Consider the following 20517-nt stretch of genomic DNA (forward strand, 5'->3'; position numbering starts at 1 on the left):
GTTTCAATCCAAACGAAAGATAAAAACCAATGAAAACCCGAGTGGTTGTTCAGCTGGTTAGATTGTCCCGACTCGTCGGGAAGGTCGCGGGTTCGAGTCCCGTCCATTCCGCATAAAAGCCTTGGTTTTCCAAGGCTTTTTTTGTTTAAAACGCAAAAGAATTTATTTTCTTAAAAACTCTCTAGGCATTCCTTGGCATGTTGTTGCCCAGGAATGCCTAGAGACTTCACTGCTACCTACTGTCTTTCTATTATTAGTCTCCGGTTACTTCCTTAATCACTCGGAGCCAGTTTAAGCCCAGAATTTTTTTGATTCGTTGATCAGTATAACCCAGCCTTTGCAGCGCCATGGTGATTTGTGGATAATCGCTGATGTCCTTAATTTCACGCGGCAATTCAGGACCTCCATCCAAATCACAGCCAAGAGCCATGTGGTCCTCCCCTACTAAATTAACACCATAGTCAATTACTTTGGCCAACTGGTCTACATGCATCCAATATTCATCAGGAATGGTGCCATTGAAAACCAAAGGGACCTCTTTCATTACAGCCTTGTCTACCTCTTCAATTGTATTCATGGAGGTGGATTGCTTCACTGATTCCGGCGTAGTTTCTTTAGGTGCTGTTTGCCAAGCCCAATATTTAGGGTTGTTAAACAGACTTCCAAAGTGAATGCCAATTACGCCCCCTTTTGCCGCAATCGCTTTCGCTGCTTCGTCAGTAATACAACGTGGATGAGCCACAATACTATAAAATCCTCCATGGCTGTAGACTATAGGATGCTTACTTGCCTCAGCAGTTTGTAGTATTGCGTCATTAGATGCATGGGCGATGTTAATGATCATGCCAAGGCTATTCATTTCTGAAATAATCGTTTTCCCAAGTTCATTTATCCCTCCCCACCTACTTACGTCATTACAGGTGTCAATGAATGCATTCGTTGTATTGTGTGCGGTGAGCTGCATTGACCTAAGTCCTAAGCGATATAAGGCACGTAATAGGTTAATATCACCATCCAAATCAAAGGCTCCTTCTAAATCCAAGAAAGCAGCCATTTTGCCTTTCTTATTGATACGCTTTATATCAGAAGCATTCAACGCCAATTCAATTACAGAATCATTGTTTTTGATTTGGTCTAAAGCAAGGTTTATCACTCGAAAGGTGTTTTTAGTCTCAAACCTTCCAGGATAATAATGTTCAGGTGTGTAAACTGAGAAAAACATAGCATCCAAGCCTCCTTCTATAGCTCTAGGAAGATCAACGGTTCCGTCAGAATATCTTTGACCAATGTCCGTTTTCATCAACAACTCACGGGTCATTACATGAACATGTCCATCCATCACAAATGCTTTGCGATGCAATTTAGGCATTGGTTTACCCTGAGGGGTCAATGGTATGTTATTATCATTTTTCGGAGCAGCTAATAAGGAATTTAGTGGCAAAACACTTCCTGCTATTGGCAGTAATGTTAAGCCCTTAATAAGGTCTCGACGTTTCATTCGTTAATGCGTTTTTTTAATATAAATTTTATTCTTCAATGGTATTACCAGAACTTTGGATTAAACCTACACAGTCCCACTTCCTCACAAGTTCTGGCAATTAACCAAAATTGGATCGCTTGAGTCGCTGAAATACCTATTCATCAAAACCGCGTAGGTAAGGGCGACTTGGTGGCCGCTCACCCGTGTTGAATTGTGGGCCTCGTTTCGTGTGGTAAGTCATGTTCATAAATGGTGTTTCGATGCGTTTACCCACAGCCGAGTAAATACCATTTTCCCAGTTCGATTCCACATAGTGGTTGGTAATCCCAGTAGACAAAAGGAGACGTTCCGCATTGAATGGTTCTTTTTTTGACACCATCATTTCGGTAATCCAGTGAGGTTGTGCATTTGAGGCATGATACTGGTCAAAAGGACCTGCCCAACCAAGCATAGAGATTATCGTCGGCTCATTTTCCCCTTCAATCTCTCCAGCAAAGGTCCAACCGACATCTTTACCAGATATTACAGCTCCTTTCGTTCCATCATTGTATTCTACGATACAAATGTTTGCTCGTTCGTTTTCCTGAAAGTGTCCAGGCTTCAGTTCAAATTGTTTCGCCACAGCATCAAGCAGTTTTCCGGCCCAGGGATTGCGCTCAACCCATTCCCAAGTTTCTTTCCCTCGGATAGACTGCACAGATTTAACACCCGTCTCACCTCCTTTACGGCGCTCCACAAATGCCTGAAGAACATCAATGCTATGAAAAATACCGCCCTCATCAGACGCCCCTCCGACAACAATTGAATGCTTTAAAGGCGTGTCATTGTCAAGTTCTATATCAGGCGTGCGGTAATAAAGAGGAATAGAGGAGCCCCCTGTCAATGGGAAATTTAGCTCTCTGGATTTGTCAAACATCCATTTGGCTTCATCCCAATCATAAGAGAAGTGTTTGTCATTAAATACAGGTACAGCGCGCTTACTCTTTTCAAAAACCCGCACTACTTGTTGGAAGATCCTCCAGCGCGGCAAGAGCCAACGACCTTTGAGGTCTTTTGGATAATCACCATGTTCTGCAACAATAACAACGCCATCTACTGCCAGCTCCTTGCCTCCAAGTGTTACTGCCTCACCCACTGTCTTAAATACAGGGATGCCTTTGGCTTTTGCTACTTTCTGACCCAGTACGCTTTCGTCATGTTGATCTAAATAAATGGCGACAACTTCGACCCTAGACTTAGTATAAGCCCCTTGCCACCAATAGCCATCAATTAACTTGGTTGCGATCCAATCAGCATGAGACCTGGTGGCCCCCCAATAACTAACGAGAACTGCTATACGAGGCCGGCTCTGTGATTGCTGTGCAATAGAACTTATTGGAAAACCGACCAACGCTGTTAATCCGGCTACACCAGCCATCCCAAGCATTTCACGCCGGGTAATGAGGGGTTTTGCCTCCGAATCATCTATAGTAGGTATTGAATTTACTGTCGTATTTTGAATTTCGACTTCTTTTTTTGACATAACGTTTAAAATTTCAGTGGTTAGGGTGAAATAGGTAATACTTTCATAAACGTTAAATCTAAACAAATAATTTAATATAGGTTTTATTTACCAATCCATTGAAGCAATGAAGACTTTGGTTAACGGCCTTATTCTCTTTTGTCATTATGCCCTATCTGCATCATTTACAGGGTTTAGGGTTTCTTTTTTAACGCTTTCTCTTTATGGGCTGCGATGTGATCTGTCTTGCTACTTTTTATTTCATACTGAGGTTCTTCCATGCTGGCATGATGCGTATACCCTTTGTAATCAAAATCTGCAGTATGTACTTTAATAATTGTCCCAGATACATGTCCCGCGTGTGAGTTCCAGGTAACTTCGTCTCCTATTTTGAATTTATGATTCATTTTAAAAATATTTTAATCAATACCTTTCATTCCGCTATAAACAGCAAAATTTCCTGAATTGTCATTTCCTATTTGAATTCAAATGGAAATACCCTTCAGGAAACCTTGCCTTTATTGCCTTTTAAAACTCAAATGAATTAGACAGGAACTCCCTCAGCCTTCTTCATTCGATCCCAATTTCTATGCTTGGCAATTGCCTTAATAAAGGCATTTGCTTCAGCGTTGATTAGCACAGCTTTATCCTCTTTAAAATCTTTCACATAGGTTTCGTCCAAAAACTTTTCCCCTTCGTTGTCTGCAGCAATGGCCTTGCAGTGTTTTAAAGCTTCATTGATAAACTTTTTAAACTTGGCAGTTTTCAACAAAGCGTCGATAGACGATTGTCCACCCGGTATATAAACAGCATCGTACAGTACACTTTCAGTTGTGTTGATACTGGCAGCCACAGGATGATCCATATTGGAATCACACTTTACCGTTCCACCATGTGGCGCGATTATACTTACTGTAGCATTTTCTGCCTCCAAAGCAGTTTTCATGGCCTTAAAATCATCCATACTGAAACCATCTGCCGCCAACACAGCAATCTTTCGAGTAGCTATACTATCAAATTTGGTATTTGCCTGGCTCAGTGGTGCCGATTGATCGAGGTAATTTTTCTTAGGACCGGGCTGATAATCTTCTACATTAGCATCCGCTCCTATGGCTTGATTAATGGGTTGTTCTATTTTATCTGGAATCCTCAATCCCAAATTACCAGCCACTTTTTCCGCCAATTCCGTGTCAATCTGCGCAATCATCCAAAGCATTCTTTCCTGGATATGCTTGTGGGTACATTTGCCCAATTCGAAGGAATAAGCACTGGCAACATGACTTTTTTCCCACTCAGCCAAACTTCTGTAGAAAAGTGCTGGCTGTGAAAAGAAATCTGTAAAACTTTCGCTTCTGGCCCTGATTTTTTTACCATCTATTCTTTCCTCATAGGATGAAAATGCTCCCTCTGCAATTTTAGACATATGGGGGCATCCTCCACCTAGCGTATTGGGGAAATAAGCTGTTTGCCCTTTAGGTATTTCGGTTTGCATGTGCCCGTCACGCTGGTTATGATGGGTTTTAACTACAGGTTGGTTAATTGGAATTTGATGAAAATTAGGGCTTCCCAATCTGGAAAGTTGTGTGTCACGGTAAGAGAATAAACGTCCCTGAAGTAGTGGATCGTTGGAGAAATCAATGCCTGGAACAATATTCCCTGGTAAAAAGGCTACCTGTTCCGTTTCAGCAAAAAAGTTCTCTGGATTTCTATTCAAGGTCATTTTACCTATAATCTTGACAGGAACCATCTCTTCCGGTATCAATTTAGTGGCATCCAAGAGGTCAAAATCATATTTATGTTCATCTGCCTCCGGGACAATTTGAACCCCTAGCTCCCATTCTGGAAACTGCCCGGAATCTATTGCTTCCCATAGGTCCCTCCTGTGAAAATCAGAATCTGCCCCACTAATTTTTGTTGCCTCATCCCAAGTAACTGAGTGCACCCCTAAGATTGGTTTCCAATGAAATTTAACAAAATGTGCTTCCCCTTTTTCATTGATAAGGCGATAGGAATGAATACCAAACCCTTCCATCATGCGAAAGCTCCTTGGTATTGCCCTGTCGCTCATCAGCCAAATCTGATTGTGCAGGGTTTCAGGAGTCAGTGACACGAAATCATAAAAAGTATCGTGCGCAGAAGCTGCCTGGGGTATCTCATTGTTTGGCTCTGGCTTCACCGCATGTATAAGGTCTGGAAACTTCATCGCATCCTGGATGAAGAAGATTGGCATATTATTACCAACCAAATCCCATGTTCCCTCTTCGGTATAGAATTTCACTGCAAAACCACGAACGTCTCTTGCAAGGTCAGTTGAACCTTTGGAACCACCTACGGTGGAAAATCTTACGAAAACGGAGGTTTTACGGTTGGTATCTGTAAAAATCCCCGCTTTGGAATATTCGCTTATACTGTCATACAACTCAAAATAACCATGAGCGCCACTCCCTCTGGCGTGTACAATTCGTTCGGGGATACGTTCGTGGTCAAAACTTGTGATTTTTTCACGAATGATAAAATCCTCCAGAAGAGTAGATCCTCTTACTCCTGCTTTCAACGAATTGTTGGTATCATTTACTTTTACCCCCTGCCTGGTAGTTAGTGCCTGGTCTGTAGGATCCTTTGTAAATTTCTTTAGTTGTTCGGATTTTGCTGTTTCTTGATCTTTATTTTTCATTACCAGATTATTTTAAAGGTAAAACTCAAAACCTGCAATAGGCCACCCAATTCGTAAGGGAATTATCCCCATAGAAGATTCGAAACCCCATTGCATAATCAGAGTTGAATAGATCAAATCTAGCACAGCAAAAAGAAAAAGTATAGCTCTAAAGATTTATATATTAGCTCTATCAAAAGCTACCTTTTGTTTTAATTTAAATAAATCTTTAATTATCAAAACAAAATTTAGAAATCAGCTATTCCTGTTAGTTATGTATCATCTTGAGGCCTTTACCCTGTTAAAAAAAATGAATGACACAAGGTCAATTATTCTTGAAAAACCACTTCAAACTACTCATTCTTGAGAATTATTTAATTTCTATTTATTGAAAAATTAAATCATCATTCACATTGGTCTAAATAACACTATTTTAAGTCAACAATTCCTTCCCATTTAAGACTAGTTTTTGATTTAAATTATTGTCTATCCATTACATTATTCGGGGGTTTGAGATGCTGGCTTTTGGCGTACAATTTTGTATGGGTGTAAGAGTGCCTGAGTGAAAAGCCCTTCATATAAAGGGTGAAAAAAAATTAATTTTAATAAACATAGTATTCAAGAATGAGTTTCATTTCAAACGAATAGTGAATGCTAGTTTCACTTACTTAGACAGGTTACCAAAAGCAGGGTTAGCAAAAATATGAAAGCAATAAAAGAAATAGATGATTCAGCTTTATGCATTCATCGAAAAAAGTGGGCTAGAGGTTTCAGGTACGTTGACGAGAAGGGAACGACCATTAAAGACCAAAAAAAGCTAAAGCGTTTAAAGAACCTGGTGATTCCTCCTATGTGGGAAGATGTTAAGATTTGTAGGTTTGAAGAAGGCCATATACAGGCTACGGGTAGGGATAACAAAGGCAGGAAACAATATATTTACCATTCTGTCTACGAACAAAAATGCCAAGAAGAGAAATTCAATAAAATGGTAAAGTTTGCAATGGCCTTACCTAATATTCGTAAAAAAGCCTATAAGGCATTAAAGAATAAAGAATGGAGCAAAACAAAAGTACTTGGGCTAATGGTTTTAATTCTGGATGAATATGGCATTCGAATTGGCAACAAGTTTTACCAAAACAGCAATGATACGATTGGCTTAACGACCTTACGAAGAAAGCACATGAAAATTGAAGGCGAGGCGCTTACCTTTCATTTTAAAGGTAAGAGTAAAATCGATCGGAAAGTGTTAATTGATGATACTGAATTGATCAAATTGATCAAGGATTCAGCTGATCTTCCTGGTTATGAAATTTTCCGATATCAAGATGAAAACGGCAACTTTCAAGCAGTAGACAGTGATGAAGTAAACCAATATATTAATGAAAATATGGGAGAGGATTATTCTAGCAAATACTTTCGAACATGGGCTGCTTGTCGTATGGCTGTAGAATATTATCCTCTAGCATTTGAAGAATATGAAAAAGCGAAACGGAAAAAATTCAGCAACATCCTGGTAAAAATGGTAGCCTCAGAACTTGGAAACACCCCAACAGTATGCAAAAACTATTATATCCATCCTGAAATTTTTAATAAAATTGACCAGCAAACCTTACCACAACCCAACCCATTTAAGCCCACAAGAAGTGCTTATAAGCTTTCCGCAAGTGAAAAGCTTGCCCTACAGATTATCGAACAAGCTTCCACAAAATGAGTTTTCTTTGCGGCTTTATTCTTAAGAATTTCAATTCAAATAATTCAGTCATTTAGTAAGGTCGTTTGGCTATTTACTTTCCTGAATTCAAGGAATAACATCCTTATGAAAACATCTCTTAGCTAATCATAAGGATAAATGGATTATTTCTTAAATCGACCTACTATTTTTTTTGCTGCAAATACCAATGGCAAAGTAATAGCTCCCACTACCAGCCCAATCAAAAACTCTTTAACAATTGAGGGCCAAGTTGGGATCAAGTGATGGAAGAATTCAATATTATGTGCAAAAATACCGCCCGCTACCAATAGCAAGGCAATTGTCCCAATAACAGACAAACTTTTAATTACAATTGGTAAGGCTTTAACCAACAGCTGACCGAAAAAATCAGATACACTATTTTCTTCTTCATTATAAGCTATCAATTTTAACCCAAAGTCATCCATCCTTACGATAACTGCTACAATCCCATAGACACCAATAGTGGCGATAACAGCAATAATGGTTACTACCGCAACTTGAATCCAAATTGTTTCCTGAACGACTGTTCCCAAGGCTATAATAACGATCTCAACTGATAGAATAAAATCAGTGAAAATAGCTGATTTAATTTTATCCTTTTCAGTAGCCAAAATTTCAGCTTCAGTTAATTTCACATTCGGGATTTCAGCTTTGTGGTGTTTGTGTCCCGTCAAAAATTCAAAAACCTTTTCAGCTCCTTCATAAGCCAAGTAGAGCCCTCCAAGTAATAACACAATCGTAATTACCTTAGGCAGGAATGCACTCAGTAAAAATGCTGCCGGTAAGATCATTAATTTATTAAAAAAAGAGCCTTTCGTGATGGCCCATAGCACTGGGATTTCGCGTGAAGCAATGAAACCTGAAGATTTCTCAGCATTAACTGCCAGGTCATCTCCCAATATACCAGCGGTTTTTTTCGCTGCTACTTTACTCATGGTAGCCACATCATCCATAAGCGTAGCAATGTCGTCTAGCAATGCAAAAAACCCTGAAGCCATAAATTCTAAATCTTTAATTGTTGTAAAGGATGCAAAAATAATTTTTTAATTTAAATTACTTGTATTCACCTATTAATCAAGGCGCTTTTTTAAAAGTAATTCTAATCTCAACCCACAATCTAATACTTGCGTTCCCATCTGCTTGAATAAGGCAAACAAATATTTTTTTGAGTTCTTCCAAAAATTATCAACAAAGTATCTTAGTAAAAATAAAACAAACAAATTATTTATGCTTAAGTGGACAATCATATTCGTACTGTTAGCAATTCTTGCCGCCATGTATGGCTTTGGTGGCTTGGCCGAAGGTGCCGCAGACACCGCCAAAGTATTGTGTTTTGTGTTCGTCGGAATGGTGATTGGCTCACTGTTTTCAAGTTTCAAACAAGCTTAAACCCTTAATAAGCAAAAGAGACTGTATATCAGGCACTTTGCGTATATTTAAGGATATCTAAATTTTAAAAAAGATAGTAACCGAACATTTTAACGTTAGGTTACTATCTTCATATTCAAATTAAAAAAAGCAATTTTAGTAATTTGGATTTTGAACAATATTAGGAGCTTTATTCAATTCCTCAGTTGAAATGGGTAGCCAATACATTTTACTGGTAACCGGACCTCGATTAAATGCTGTTATTTGTTGCCATGTTGTTGTCAGAGAATTTTCCTTTGTAGTTTGCACAATATCTATACCCAGAACTGGACTCAATGATTGCTCTAAAATCTTCCACCTCCTAATATCATACCATCTCTTTTCTTCAAAAGCGAATTCAATTTTCCTTTCGTGTCGCAAAGCATCTTTAATATTTTCAGTAAAATTGGGAAGTCCAGCACGGTTCCTTATCATATTAATATATTGAGTAGCTTCACTATAATCTCCCAGTTCAAGACATGCTTCTGCATAATTTAAAATTATTTCGGCATACCTGAATTCAATCCAAACATTTGTATTTGCCTCAGACCTTCCTATAATTTCGTGGTCCAACATTTTTTTCATTACATAACCTGTAAAACTTCCACTCCAATTTTGGACTGGCCCTTGACGAGTATCAAGTCCAAATCTAGTAGAAGTAGTTTCATCTTCCATTATATTTACATGTGTTCGTCTTTCGTAAATTCCAACAGGATCTATTTGTACTAAATTATCAAAACGTGGCTGAAACAATGCACTATCATACAAGATCGAAGCATAAAATCTTGGTTCACGATATTTATAGATATTTTTATGTGAATATTTATTAGAGTTATTTATATAAAAATTATCAGCATCAATAGAAAAATGTTCATTAAAACTTGAGCCATCTTCCATTTCATAATCGTCAACAAAATTCTGAGTTATATTCATACTTGACCAATTATTATTTCCATTTGGGCCCATCCAAAGATTCATTGAATGTCTATTCCCTACATCACTAACAAACATTTTACCCCAAATGACTTCTTCATTTGAAAGGTCTTGTGCGCGGAAAAAGTCATAGTAATTTTTTGCAATGGCTCCTTTATCGGGAGCACCAAAATCAGCTAACTGAAGAGTACCGAGGTCCATTACGTCTTTCGCAGCATCCTTAGCTGCAACCCACAAAGCTTGCCTATTTTCGTTGATGTAACCCACAAGTTCATTTTCCGCAGTACCATCAGCAGTAAGATCACTAGCTGCAAATAATAAAATTCTAGACTTTAGAGATAATGCAGCCTCCTTTGAAGCTCTTCCCAATTCCATGTCCTTTTTAAAGTTTAGCAATTTAGCTGCCTCATCACATTCTGACAAAATAAAATTTACAGTTTCTTTAAAAGAAGATCGAGTAATAATGGAAAAATCATCTCCTAATACGCTAGGTTCTTTTAAAATCGGTAAACCTCCGTATGAGCGGCACATTTGCGTATATGCATACGCCCTAAGAAATAGCGCTTCACCTTTTAAAACTTCTGTTCTTTCTTTAATATCAGGCTGGGCAGATTCGGGATACCCTTCAACAACTTTGTCAATATTAGAAAGGAATACATTTATTCTTTGAACATTATTAAACAACCACCAAGTCACTTGACCATGAGATTTACTCCCCATGTTTTCCCACGTAGAAGCTACATTATCCGCACTTATTACACCATCAAGATAACCAACCATATGCTTACTATAGGCCTCGTCAGTTACTGCTGAGAGCATTGTATAGCCTTTAAAACCATGGCTAGTACCATTATAACAACCCTTCAAATAAGCATCTGCTAAATTAATATCAGACCATACTGTTGGGTCAGAATATTTATCTAATGGTACCTCATCCAAGATACTTTCATTACAAGATATAAGAAATAATATTACAATTAACGGATATATTTTTTTGTATAATTTCATAGCTATAATCAATATTTTATTAAAATGATACTTCTATTCCTAAAGAATAAACTTTCATTAATGGATAATTACTAATACTACCTAGTTCTGGATCCATTAATTTATTTTTGGAATATAATAAGAATAGATTTTGGCCCGAAAAATATATTTGAGAACTTTTTAGCCGTGCGAAATTATTTATATATTCTGGAATTATATATGATATTTGTAGATTTTTTAATCGAGCAAAACTGGAATTATGAAAACCATAATTAGTCTTATGGCTTCCTCTCCAGTACTCTTCATCTCTTTCAAAAGCCCTTGGCTTATCCGATATATTATTTTCAGGAGTCCATCTTCCCTCTGCATCGTACATGAAATAGTTTCCTCCTGAACCCTGAATTACATTATAAATTTCTTTTTGAACATTCCCAACGCCTTGAACTAAAGCTCTAACAGCCCAGTTTTTATAAGTTAATGATAAATTTAAACCAAATGTAATTTCAGGATTTACTGTTCTATCAAATAGAATCCTATCGTCATTAGTGATATCACCATCTCCATCATAATCTTCAATAATAATATCTCCAGGTCGAGCTCCAGATACATGTGGCAATGAGTTTACGTGCTCCTCATTTCTAAATATTCCAATAGAATTATAAAGCAATGCTGCACCCTGAGGGTGTCCAGTTTCTACTTGCCAAGGTACGTTCCTAGCAGGCTCATCAAATTCAATTACTCTATTTCTAGCAAAAGAAAAATTACCATTGATAGCATAAGATAAATCATTAACTTCATTTCCATATCCCAATATAATTTCAACACCTTTATTGTCGACAATACCAAAATTTTCATCCGGCAAGCCTAAGCCAGTGAATCCTGGCACTGAGGCATTTCTCTTTACAAGTATTTCATCCCGTCTTTGGTAAAAGTAATCAACCTCAAAATTCATTTTATTATTTAACAATAGGGATTCGAAACCCACATTAAATATGTTGGCCACTTCCCAAGTTATAAATGGATTTGAAACACCATCTTGCATCAAACTAGATGCATAATTTTTACTTTCTCCAAAAACAGTTCCAGTGCCAAATTGATAATTTGTTAGATATTGAAAGGCATCCACTCTATCATTTCCCATTTGACCCCATGAAGCCTTAAGTTTTAAATAATCGATATAATTCAATTTTTCTTTCCAAAAACTTTCTTCAGACACCTTCCAACCAGCAAGTACACTAGGGAAATTTCCCCATCGACCATTTTCTTTCTCAAATCGTAAGGAACCATCTCGACGAAATGAAAATTGAAATAAATATTTTTCTTTAAAATCATAACTTAACCTTCCGAAATAGTTTATTCTTGAATCTATACTAACCCATGACCCTATATTTTGATCTAGATTCCCCCCTGCAAATAGATACGGTAACTTATCCGAAATAAAATATCTACGAAATGCATCAATTCCTTTACCCTGGTATTTTGAACCTTCGTATGCAATAAAAGTGTTCAAATTATGTTCCCCATTAAAGGTTTTACTATAATTAGTCTTTAAATTGTAGGTACTTGTTTTGCTATCATCATAATAATCCTGTACGCGTGGCTCAGTATAACCTGCCTCATACCCCAATAAAAAATCAGAACCATCTTCTTTCCCACTATTTCCATTGGCATAATATGCGGCTTTATCTAATGTGTGCAATGTCCATGGTTTTTGAAACAACTTCCTAACTTGGAATTCCATATCATAAGCATAATAACCACTTACTTCTAATCCTTCAACTTTTGGGATCTTAAGCCTAGCAGTAATCATATTCTGACTTCTATATTTCTTAGTATCATCAAATCCTGTAGCAAAAGAGGTAGAAACAACAGCTTGATCCCCATATTCTATATCTGGTCCGGGCAAACCATTTGGATAAGTAGCCACTTCAGTAGGCTTACTTCTAATCAATGAATTATTAAAAATTGAATTTGCGCTTTTTGTTGGGTACATTTTATCTTCCTCAGACCCGTTAATATCTAAAGCAATACTGAGGTACTCATTAACTTGAATATCTACATTAGCTCTCAGATTATAGCGATTATATGATGTCGCATTATTTTTATATATCCCATCGTCGAAAACCTTACCGAAAGAAGTATAGTATTTAATATTATCACTACCTCCACTGACTGAAAAAGTATGATGATTAGTATTGGTAAACTTGGTAAGAACCGCATCATACCAATCAGTATTTGGATGGGTCCATGGGTAATCCCCTGAACCAAATTTTTCGATATCCTGAATTGAGTACGCCATATTGTTTTCAGGAATGTTTTTGTAAGACTGAACCTCCCTTATCATTTGAGCATAAGTAACCGCATCTGCCATTTCTGGTAACATTGTAGGAGAACTTAAACCTCTATTGAAGCTATACTTAAATAATGGAGAAGTATTTTCCTTTCCACGTTTGGTCGTGACTAGAATTACCCCATTAGCAGCCCGAGCTCCATAAATAGCAGCAGATGCATCCTTCAAAACTGATAAGCTTTCAATATCTCCAGCCTCAAGAGAATTCAGATCTCTTCCAGGAATGCCATCAATTACAACCAAAGGAGAATTATTGCCCAGTGTAGCATATCCCCTAATCGTAATATTAGCTGCGTTGTTTCCTGGTTCCCCATTCTGTTGTTGTACTATTACACCAGGTAATCTTCCAGCAAGAGCATTTGACACCATGGATACTGGTGAGGAAGAAAGCTCTTCATTTGATATCGTTGCGATTGACCCAATCACGTTTACCTTTTTCTGTGAACCATATCCAATTACGACTACCTCATTTAAAGAAGCCATATCTTCCGTCAAAACTACATCGACTACACTTCTTTCTCCTATTGCCACATTTTCCGTTAGGAAACCTATAAAGGAAAAAGATAAACTTGAAGCTTCAGGAACAGTTATCGTATATTTTCCATCCAGATCTGTGGCAGTACCAGTGGTGGTCCCTGGCAATAAGATGGTCACCCCGGGGATTGGCTCTCCATTTATATCCGTAACTGTACCGGTGATGGTTACATCCGCCAGTTCTGCAATTTCTATTGCCCGCTCAAATTTCCTCGAAGCCAACTTTACATGGATATTTTCGTTGATCTGAACAAAATGAAGATCTGTCTGCTGAGAAACCGACACCAATAATTTGTAAAGGCTTTGCTTATCTCCCCCTATTGAAAGTTTTTGACTTAGATCTATAAGATCATGATTATAAGTAAATTCAAAATCGGTTTTGTTCTCTATCAGTCGGAAGAATTTTGAAAGCGTTTTTCCATTGAGATGTATTGATAAATTTACGTCTTCAATAGTTTTGCGCTGTGCGTTACCTGTATTGGCCATTAACACGGTGCACATAAAAAGTTGCACCGAAAAGGCATATATTAATCTTTTTGACAGCATTATCAGTTGTCTTAGTACAGTTTTTTCCATAATTTTGTTTTGTTTAAGTTTTGTGACTTAGATGATGACCTTAGTAAGTTGTGAGATGCTAGTAAGGTCTAATTAAGGCAAGGTTTTGTTCCATTCAGGAACGAAATCCTGCCTTTTTTAACTGCTATTTATTTTTTTCTTTTCATGTCATATAGGGTTGGTGATGGTCACTATCTTATCTTCAATCTTAAATGCCAGTCCGGAGGATAGGAAAATTCCACTTAAAACATTTTCCAGATTTTCGTCTTTATAAATGCCAGAATAAGTCATATTTGCATTTGGCCTACCTTGCAACAAAATCTTTACTCCAAACCAATTTTCCACTTTCTCCTTAACCTCAAAGAAGGAATTTCTTTTAAAGACCAATACCTTATCCTTCCACCCTGTAATGTATAAGGGATCAAAAGAAGTTTTAAGAAGTGCCCCTTCTTTATCCCTCATCATCATTTCAGAAGGCGAAAGAGACATCTGATTGCCTTTCTCATCCTTGATATTCACTTTACCAGTTACTAGCGCAACTGATAAAGCTCCATTTTTCTTCTTATTAACATTAAAGGAGGTGCCCAGCACCATGATTTGGGTTTGGCCTGTTTCTACTACAAATGGCCTTGCCTCTTTTTGAACTTCAAAAAAGGCTTCTCCCTCAAGACTCACTAATCGTATGCTGTCATTAAACTCGGAGATATAGCTAATTTCACTTCCTGAGTTGAGAAAAATCTTAGTCCCATCAGATAAGCTCAAGACTGATTTCTTACCGGCGGGGTTAGTTCTTTTAATCAATGTACTTGAATAAGTCTGCTGATCAACGTTCTTTGACGTTTGGACTATCATTTGAAAACTAATCCCGAGGCAAAAAAGAATTAATAAGCCTGCAGCTATACCACGCCAAGGGAAGCTAAAATCAAGAAAACTACCAGCTCTCTGCAGTTTTTTCGGCTCAGAAATACTTTTGGCTTTTATAATATTTTCGAAAGTTTCAACATAGCAATTATCATCCATAATCGGGTTATCCTGGTATTTAACAGAACTGATGATAAAAATTGCCTGTAGCACCACATCCCTTTTTTCAGGGTTCTGTGTCAACCATTTTTCCCAAAAATGCTTGTTGTTTTCATTTGGGTGTTTTACCCATTGGATAAAAAAATCATCCATTATGAAGTTTTCAATATTGTAATCTTTATATTTCATATTGCGTGGGTAGATGTCCACTAATTAAATCGTTTTATTTTTTCTTTGATAAAAACTTTTAAAGTTTCCAAAGCTCGATAAATAATTTTTCTTGCAGATTTGACTTTGCTAAATCCCAACACCTCAGCAATTTCCTTATAATTCATATCCTCTTCAATCAATAGCAAAACTGCTTGCCGCTGGCGGGAAGTTAGTTGGTTCATTGCAAATTTGATCTTCCCCTGCATTTCGAGGTCATATTCTTGTTGAATGAGTTTGGTTTCATGACATATTTCTATGGGGAATATTCGCTCATCAATTTCCCCAGAATTATGAATGTATCGCTTCTCAGCGTTTATGCTTCTTATCACCTCTCTCTGCATTATTTTATATAAATAAGCCTTAATGCTATTCACTTTAGTCAAACTTCCTCTCCTACTCCTTAAATAAATAAAGATGTCTTGAATACAATCTTGAAGAATAGCTTCATCTTTTGAAAACTGCCAACCATACCGAAATAATGCTGGAACATAAACCCTGTAGATGTAATTAAATGCAGACTCATTGCCCTTATCGAATGCTTTCCAAATTTCCCGATCTGTACTATTTTCATATTTTCTGACATAGTCAGAATGCTTTAAAGGCAGAATTTCTGGATTTTTGATGTGTTGTGGATTTTGCATCTTTGGTGCAGGTGTCTTTTTTAGGGCGTTTAACAACTAGAGGAGAGATAGTCTATTATGCCCCCAAAAAATTTAAAATAATTTACCAGGGACATTAATGGATTGAATAATAGATTAAACCATTTCTCTTTATTAAGAATTATTTCCCAAATTTATTCGGGATGAATTTGAAAATTAAACCCCCTATATTATTTTCATAATAAGTTATTATTAATATTAATTAACCCTATTAATGATTAGTAACAATAAAATTTTCATTTATACACCATATTTATAAATAACATTATATTTGGCAATTACTCATTTTATTATGTATACTTATTTTGAATATTTTATATATCACAGAATTAGGTATTAACATTTTATTAACATTAAAATTTGATTCGGTGAAAAACACCTAAATTCAAAATGCACTAAACCCATTTAATTATTGCACGGAGCAATTCTTAAAAAAGTCAAAAAACCTTTTTACGAAATTCGGAGTTAAAAATTAAAGAGTATTAACAAATTGAAAACAGACTAAAAGTTCACCATTATGGCTTATTTACTTGAAAAATGTGAAGCTTCAATACCCACAAAGGACAATAGGATTTAGATTATATGAAGTATTCAAAACCATAAACCCAGAAAATTGGATGAATTATTGTGGCATTAATTATTTTATTCTAAAAAGAAAACTAAATGGAAAGCTTGTTTAAAACTACTTGGACATCTATTGCTCTAATGGCAATTACAGCTATAGGAATCTATATAACCGTAATTTTGCTAACTAGAATCAGTGGAAAGCGGAGTTTTTCTAAAATGTCTAGCTTCGACTTTGCAATGACCGTCGCTGTAGGATCTATCATTGCAACTACTATACTGTCTTCATCGGTTAATTTGATTGAGGGGATGTTTGGTTTGGCTATCGTTTATCTTTTACAAATTACGATCGCTCTGGCTAGAAGAAATAAATTTGTTGAGAAAATGGTGGACAACACGCCATTATTACTAATGGATGGAGAAAAAATACTGGGTCACAATCTTAGAAAAGCCAGGGTTTCTGAGAGTGATTTACGCTCAAAATTAAGAGAGGCAAATATTACTCAATTGTCCCAAGTAAAAGCTGTAGTCTTCGAAACTACGGGTGATATTTCAGTATTACATTCCAATGCAAATCATGCCCTCGATTTATGGTTAATGAAAGATGTAAACAGGGATTAGAATAAATATTTTATTTAGCAATAATAAATTTTATTGAATTAAAGACCTAGGTTAAAGGAGTTTATATTTGATCAATTTAAACCGCTAAAATCAAAAAAGATGGAGAAGGATATGAACACCGGAAACCTGGAAAACCAGCAGACTGTCCAACAACTTGAAAACAAATGGAGAAACATTAGCTCCACATATAGCAAAAGATACCCCGCTCTAACAGAAGAAGATATAACTTACAACGATGGGGAATTTGATGCTATGACTGAACGTATTGCCAATCGTACCAAAAGAACTAAGAAAGAAGTGCAAAACGAAATTCAGAATTGGGAGGATGATATTCATTATATTCCCAAAATGGAATAGAGAAAATGGTAAGTCCAACAAACCTTAGGAAAACCTAAAGGTTTGTTGGACTATATTTATTAGATTGTTTAAAAGAAAATATTTTCAACCTTCCCACAACTTACCTGCGAAATTTTACTCCCTATATTCTACTCTATTAAATCTTCCAAAGTTTTTATCTGCTCCAGATCAGTACGAATTTTTATTGCATGATTTTGGAGTATTTGATCCAGCATAATCGGCAGGTGCTGCACGCCCAATAATTCTTCATATTCTTCCAGTGCTGCCTTGTCGCCTCGGATTGCTTCCTCAAGCATGGCTTCATCATTGTTTCCTGCAAAAAATGATTTTGCATCCATCCAAGCACGGTGTATCGATCCGGTAAAACTACCCTCAGTATTCATTTCATCAAAATTGGCCTCCAATTCTCGCTTTAATCTTAAGTTAAAATCCCTACGTTCATTTGACCTCTTTAGAAAAAAATTTCTTAAGCCTGGGTGTTGCGTATTTACGGCAGCCGTTTCATATCCCTTCTCTGCATCTTTGTTTTTTTCTAAAATTTCTGCAAGTTGGTCGCTGAGCTTTCTATTTGTCGTTTCCATTTTTTTATTTCGTTATAGGTTCAATACGTTTATCAATTTATGGGTAATAATCGCTTCATCTTAACTTGAAAAAATGCTTTTTTAATTTGAAAAAAATAGAAATGAAAATTTGGGTTGACAGAAATATAGGATAATCAAAATCAAGGAAACGCTTCTATGAAGCGTGGCGTTTACTTGCTATTTTCCAAATATAGATATTATAAAATAAGCTTGGATTTAGGCCCGTTTTTCAGGCAAAAAAATTGTAAAAATAGTTCCTTTCCCCTCAACACTTTCAGCCTTAATTGCCCCACCATGGTTGCTGATTATTTTTTTAACTATGGCCAAGCCAATTCCTGTACCTTCGTATTCTTGCCTGCCATGAAGTCTTTGGAAAACTTCAAATATTTTTCCTTCCATACCTTTAGGCAAGCCTATCCCATTGTCCGTAATGGATAGGGCAAAGTACTTCTTACTGGGATTCAACTTTAAACTTTGCACCTGAACTGCAGAGACTTCAGAAGCACTTATAATAATTTCAGGGGACACACCTTGCTTTGCAAATTTTATGGCATTGCTTATCAAATTCGTAAAAACCTGATGCATCTGGAAAACAATGGCCTCTATTTTGGGAAGCTCTTTAACCATTATTTTAGCATTTGAATGCTCTATAGAATTACTGCTATCCTCAAGCACCTGCTCCAAAATAACATTTAAATCTATTTCTTCATATTTAGTAATGTCATCATTAGACTTGGAAAAAGCCAGTAAATCATCAATTAGTGTCCGCATCCTACCCGCAGCATTTGTGATTTTCTCGAAGTATTTTTTCCCTCTTTCTGAAAACCTTCCTTGCTCATTTTCCATTAATACAGATGTATACATCTGTATCTTCCGTAAAGGCTCCTGTAAATCATGACTAGACACATAGGCAAATGATTGTAAACCCTCATTTGCATTTTCAAGTTTTGCTATCGAATCCTGTAATTTTTCATTGGCATCTAATAATTGCTCAGTTCTTAAATCAACCTGGCTTTCCAACTCTTTTGTAAAATTTTCCAACCTATTTCGAGACAAAACCATGTCTGTTACATCAGTAGTGGTGACAATTACTCCAGAAATTGAGTAGTCCACATCTGGCAAAGGTAGGTAGTGATAGTCCATATAGAATTCTTGCTCCCTACCATCTATAGTGACGATCACCTTAGAAGCCTTGTCTTTTATAGCCTGACCGGTCGTTAAAACCTGTTGAAGTTCGCCTAGATATTTCTGGCCTATTAATTCTGGAAAAACCTCAGCTAGATTTTTTCCGTCAACCTCTTCCCAACTCCTAGCCCAAAAATGATTAAGCATACGCTTATTGGCCATTTCTATTTTTAAATCTTTTCCTCTTAAAATAGTCATCGCTATTGGTGAATGAAGCATATGGTTTCGAAACTGACTTTCATTTTCTGCCAAAACATACTTTGACTTAACATAATCAGTTACCTCATTGGTTACCAGCATTATTTCAGTCACTTCACCTTTACTAAAAGTGATTGGTTGGATAATAAAATTGAAAAAGGCATCTATAATCCCTCCATTCCTTTTAATGTTGATTTTAACCTCAGTACCACGAACTGCCTCTTGTTTATTAAATACTTCCTCAAAAAAATGGGAAACAGTATTTCTAACTTCTGGCATTGCTTCAAATAATTTTTTACCAACAAAATTATTTGCCTCCCTATCTACGAATTTTAACATCATATTATTTGCCATCTCACTCACTAAGTTCTTCCCTTTGAAAATAGCTATGCCTACGGGAGCTTTGAATACTATGTCTCGAAAACGTTGTTCCTCTTTTTTGATCTGGGCATTGGCGAGCTTTAACTTCTGTTCATAACGAACCTGTTCCGACACATCTTGTAATGTACCATTGAAGCGATAAAAGACCTTGTCATTTTTGAAACGTGACCTTCCAAGTGCACGTACTATTTTGATTTCATCAGTTTTGTGATTCTTTATGGAAAAGGTATCAGAAAATTTACTGGCCTTATGTCCAATAAATGTTTTTTGGATGTTATTCATCACCCGAGCTTTATCTTCTGGAACAATTGCCTCAAAAGCATTTTTCATCGAAACAGCTGTTCCTTTTGGAATGCCCAACCAATCCATTAATCGGTCATTCCCCTGAAAGGAATCAATAGCAGGATTATAATCCCAAGTGCCCAATTCTGCTGCATCTATTGCAAAGGCCAGTTGACTTTCACTTTCTTGTAATTTTTTGAGGTTCAATACAGCATCTGTGGTCTCTATACAGGTAATTAAAATCCCTTCTGTTTCTTCCTTGTCTCCTATCAGGACACTATAACTAAATGTCCAATATACCTCTTCCATTTTCCCATTGCGATAAAT

General features: G+C 36.6%; 15 protein-coding genes and 1 tRNA gene. 5 read left to right on the plus strand and 11 right to left on the minus strand.

What is annotated here, in order from left to right:
* Positions 1 to 39: 39 nt before the first annotated feature.
* Positions 40 to 111 (plus strand) — tRNA-OTHER (locus ADICYQ_RS01615).
* A gap of 142 nt (positions 112 to 253) precedes the next feature.
* Here ADICYQ_RS01615 and ADICYQ_RS01620 read toward each other — a convergent pair.
* The 4 genes from ADICYQ_RS01620 to ADICYQ_RS01635 all read right to left on the minus strand — a co-directional run bounded on the left by ADICYQ_RS01620 (position 254) and on the right by ADICYQ_RS01635 (position 5655).
* Positions 254 to 1498, minus strand: coding sequence for a dipeptidase (locus tag ADICYQ_RS01620; protein WP_040413923.1), 1245 nt, complete (start codon positions 1496 to 1498; stop codon positions 254 to 256).
* Between the two features lie 136 nt (positions 1499 to 1634).
* Positions 1635 to 2870 (minus strand): hypothetical protein, encoded by a 1236-nt coding sequence (locus tag ADICYQ_RS01625; protein WP_235114248.1) that lies wholly within the window; start codon positions 2868 to 2870, stop codon positions 1635 to 1637.
* A gap of 305 nt (positions 2871 to 3175) precedes the next feature.
* The gene (locus ADICYQ_RS01630) at positions 3176 to 3388 is read right to left on the minus strand and encodes a hypervirulence associated TUDOR domain-containing protein (protein WP_020890176.1); all 213 of its coding nucleotides are present in this window, start codon (positions 3386 to 3388) and stop codon (positions 3176 to 3178) included.
* A gap of 137 nt (positions 3389 to 3525) precedes the next feature.
* Positions 3526 to 5655, minus strand: coding sequence for a catalase (locus ADICYQ_RS01635; RefSeq protein WP_020890177.1), 2130 nt, complete (start codon positions 5653 to 5655; stop codon positions 3526 to 3528).
* A 682-nt stretch (positions 5656 to 6337) separates the two neighbouring features.
* On the opposite strand from ADICYQ_RS01635, the gene ADICYQ_RS01640 reads away from it, so the two are divergent.
* Positions 6338 to 7345, plus strand: coding sequence for a DNA topoisomerase IB (locus tag ADICYQ_RS01640; protein ID WP_020890178.1), 1008 nt, complete (start codon positions 6338 to 6340; stop codon positions 7343 to 7345).
* Between the two features lie 143 nt (positions 7346 to 7488).
* Here the strand turns inward: ADICYQ_RS01640 and ADICYQ_RS01645 are convergent, their stop codons facing one another.
* The gene (locus ADICYQ_RS01645; RefSeq protein ID WP_020890179.1) at positions 7489 to 8364 is read right to left on the minus strand and encodes a DUF808 domain-containing protein; all 876 of its coding nucleotides are present in this window, start codon (positions 8362 to 8364) and stop codon (positions 7489 to 7491) included.
* 277 nt (positions 8365 to 8641) lie between these two features.
* Here ADICYQ_RS01645 and ADICYQ_RS01650 point away from each other — a divergent pair, with 277 nt between their 5' ends.
* Positions 8642 to 8755: a DUF1328 family protein gene (locus ADICYQ_RS01650; RefSeq protein ID WP_020890180.1), complete on the plus strand. Its 114-nt coding sequence runs from the start codon at positions 8642 to 8644 to the stop codon at positions 8753 to 8755.
* 135 nt (positions 8756 to 8890) lie between these two features.
* On the opposite strand, the gene ADICYQ_RS01655 is transcribed toward ADICYQ_RS01650, so the two are convergent.
* The 4 genes from ADICYQ_RS01655 to ADICYQ_RS01670 form a co-directional block, all read right to left on the minus strand.
* Positions 8891 to 10714 (minus strand): RagB/SusD family nutrient uptake outer membrane protein, encoded by a 1824-nt coding sequence (locus ADICYQ_RS01655; RefSeq protein WP_040413929.1) that lies wholly within the window; start codon positions 10712 to 10714, stop codon positions 8891 to 8893.
* Between the two features lie 19 nt (positions 10715 to 10733).
* Positions 10734 to 14153 (minus strand): SusC/RagA family TonB-linked outer membrane protein, encoded by a 3420-nt coding sequence (locus ADICYQ_RS01660; RefSeq protein ID WP_244948077.1) that lies wholly within the window; start codon positions 14151 to 14153, stop codon positions 10734 to 10736.
* Between the two features lie 147 nt (positions 14154 to 14300).
* Positions 14301 to 15341, minus strand: a complete 1041-nt coding sequence (locus ADICYQ_RS01665) for a FecR family protein (protein ID WP_040413931.1) — start codon at positions 15339 to 15341, stop codon at positions 14301 to 14303.
* 20 nt (positions 15342 to 15361) lie between these two features.
* Complete coding sequence (locus ADICYQ_RS01670; RefSeq protein WP_020890184.1) at positions 15362 to 16003, minus strand: RNA polymerase sigma factor; 642 nt, start codon at positions 16001 to 16003, stop codon at positions 15362 to 15364.
* A 723-nt stretch (positions 16004 to 16726) separates the two neighbouring features.
* Here ADICYQ_RS01670 and ADICYQ_RS01675 point away from each other — a divergent pair.
* Both ADICYQ_RS01675 and ADICYQ_RS01680 read left to right on the plus strand, forming a co-directional pair.
* Positions 16727 to 17206 carry a DUF421 domain-containing protein gene (locus ADICYQ_RS01675; protein WP_369073247.1) on the plus strand — a complete coding sequence of 160 codons (480 nt, stop codon included), beginning with the start codon at positions 16727 to 16729 and terminating at the stop codon, positions 17204 to 17206.
* Positions 17207 to 17305: 99 nt separating this feature from the next.
* On the plus strand, positions 17306 to 17563 hold the full coding sequence (locus ADICYQ_RS01680) for a hypothetical protein (protein WP_051160084.1): 258 nt from the start codon (positions 17306 to 17308) through the stop codon (positions 17561 to 17563).
* 128 nt (positions 17564 to 17691) lie between these two features.
* Here the strand turns inward: ADICYQ_RS01680 and ADICYQ_RS01685 are convergent, their stop codons facing one another.
* Together ADICYQ_RS01685 and ADICYQ_RS25635 are read right to left on the minus strand one after the other, a co-directional pair.
* Positions 17692 to 18144 (minus strand): ferritin-like domain-containing protein, encoded by a 453-nt coding sequence (locus ADICYQ_RS01685; protein WP_020890188.1) that lies wholly within the window; start codon positions 18142 to 18144, stop codon positions 17692 to 17694.
* A 216-nt stretch (positions 18145 to 18360) separates the two neighbouring features.
* Positions 18361 to 20499 (minus strand): PAS domain-containing sensor histidine kinase, encoded by a 2139-nt coding sequence (locus ADICYQ_RS25635; protein WP_020890189.1) that lies wholly within the window; start codon positions 20497 to 20499, stop codon positions 18361 to 18363.
* Positions 20500 to 20517: the final 18 nt, after the last annotated feature.

The sequence above is a fragment of the Cyclobacterium qasimii M12-11B genome (assembly GCF_000427295.1).
Lineage (GTDB): Bacteria > Bacteroidota > Bacteroidia > Cytophagales > Cyclobacteriaceae > Cyclobacterium > Cyclobacterium qasimii.

Bases quoted from the DNA above. Each gene is read 5' to 3' on its own strand.
- ADICYQ_RS01655 (WP_040413929.1), bottom strand. From the start codon at position 10,714: ATGAAATTATACAAAAAAATATATCCGTTAATTGTAATATTATTTCTT.
- ADICYQ_RS01620 (WP_040413923.1), bottom strand. From the start codon at position 1,498: ATGAAACGTCGAGACCTTATTAAGGGCTTAACATTACTGCCAATAGCA.
- ADICYQ_RS01640 (WP_020890178.1), top strand. From the start codon at position 6,338: ATGAAAGCAATAAAAGAAATAGATGATTCAGCTTTATGCATTCATCGA.
- ADICYQ_RS01670 (WP_020890184.1), bottom strand. From the start codon at position 16,003: ATGCAAAATCCACAACACATCAAAAATCCAGAAATTCTGCCTTTAAAG.
- ADICYQ_RS01660 (WP_244948077.1), bottom strand. From the start codon at position 14,153: ATGGAAAAAACTGTACTAAGACAACTGATAATGCTGTCAAAAAGATTA.
- ADICYQ_RS25635 (WP_020890189.1), bottom strand. From the start codon at position 20,499: ATGGAAGAGGTATATTGGACATTTAGTTATAGTGTCCTGATAGGAGAC.
- ADICYQ_RS01650 (WP_020890180.1), top strand. From the start codon at position 8,642: ATGTATGGCTTTGGTGGCTTGGCCGAAGGTGCCGCAGACACCGCCAAA.
- ADICYQ_RS01675 (WP_369073247.1), top strand. From the start codon at position 16,727: ATGGCAATTACAGCTATAGGAATCTATATAACCGTAATTTTGCTAACT.
- ADICYQ_RS01630 (WP_020890176.1), bottom strand. From the start codon at position 3,388: ATGAATCATAAATTCAAAATAGGAGACGAAGTTACCTGGAACTCACAC.
- ADICYQ_RS01685 (WP_020890188.1), bottom strand. From the start codon at position 18,144: ATGGAAACGACAAATAGAAAGCTCAGCGACCAACTTGCAGAAATTTTA.
- ADICYQ_RS01635 (WP_020890177.1), bottom strand. From the start codon at position 5,655: ATGAAAAATAAAGATCAAGAAACAGCAAAATCCGAACAACTAAAGAAA.
- ADICYQ_RS01645 (WP_020890179.1), bottom strand. From the start codon at position 8,364: ATGGCTTCAGGGTTTTTTGCATTGCTAGACGACATTGCTACGCTTATG.
- ADICYQ_RS01680 (WP_051160084.1), top strand. From the start codon at position 17,306: ATGGAGAAGGATATGAACACCGGAAACCTGGAAAACCAGCAGACTGTC.
- ADICYQ_RS01665 (WP_040413931.1), bottom strand. From the start codon at position 15,341: ATGAAATATAAAGATTACAATATTGAAAACTTCATAATGGATGATTTT.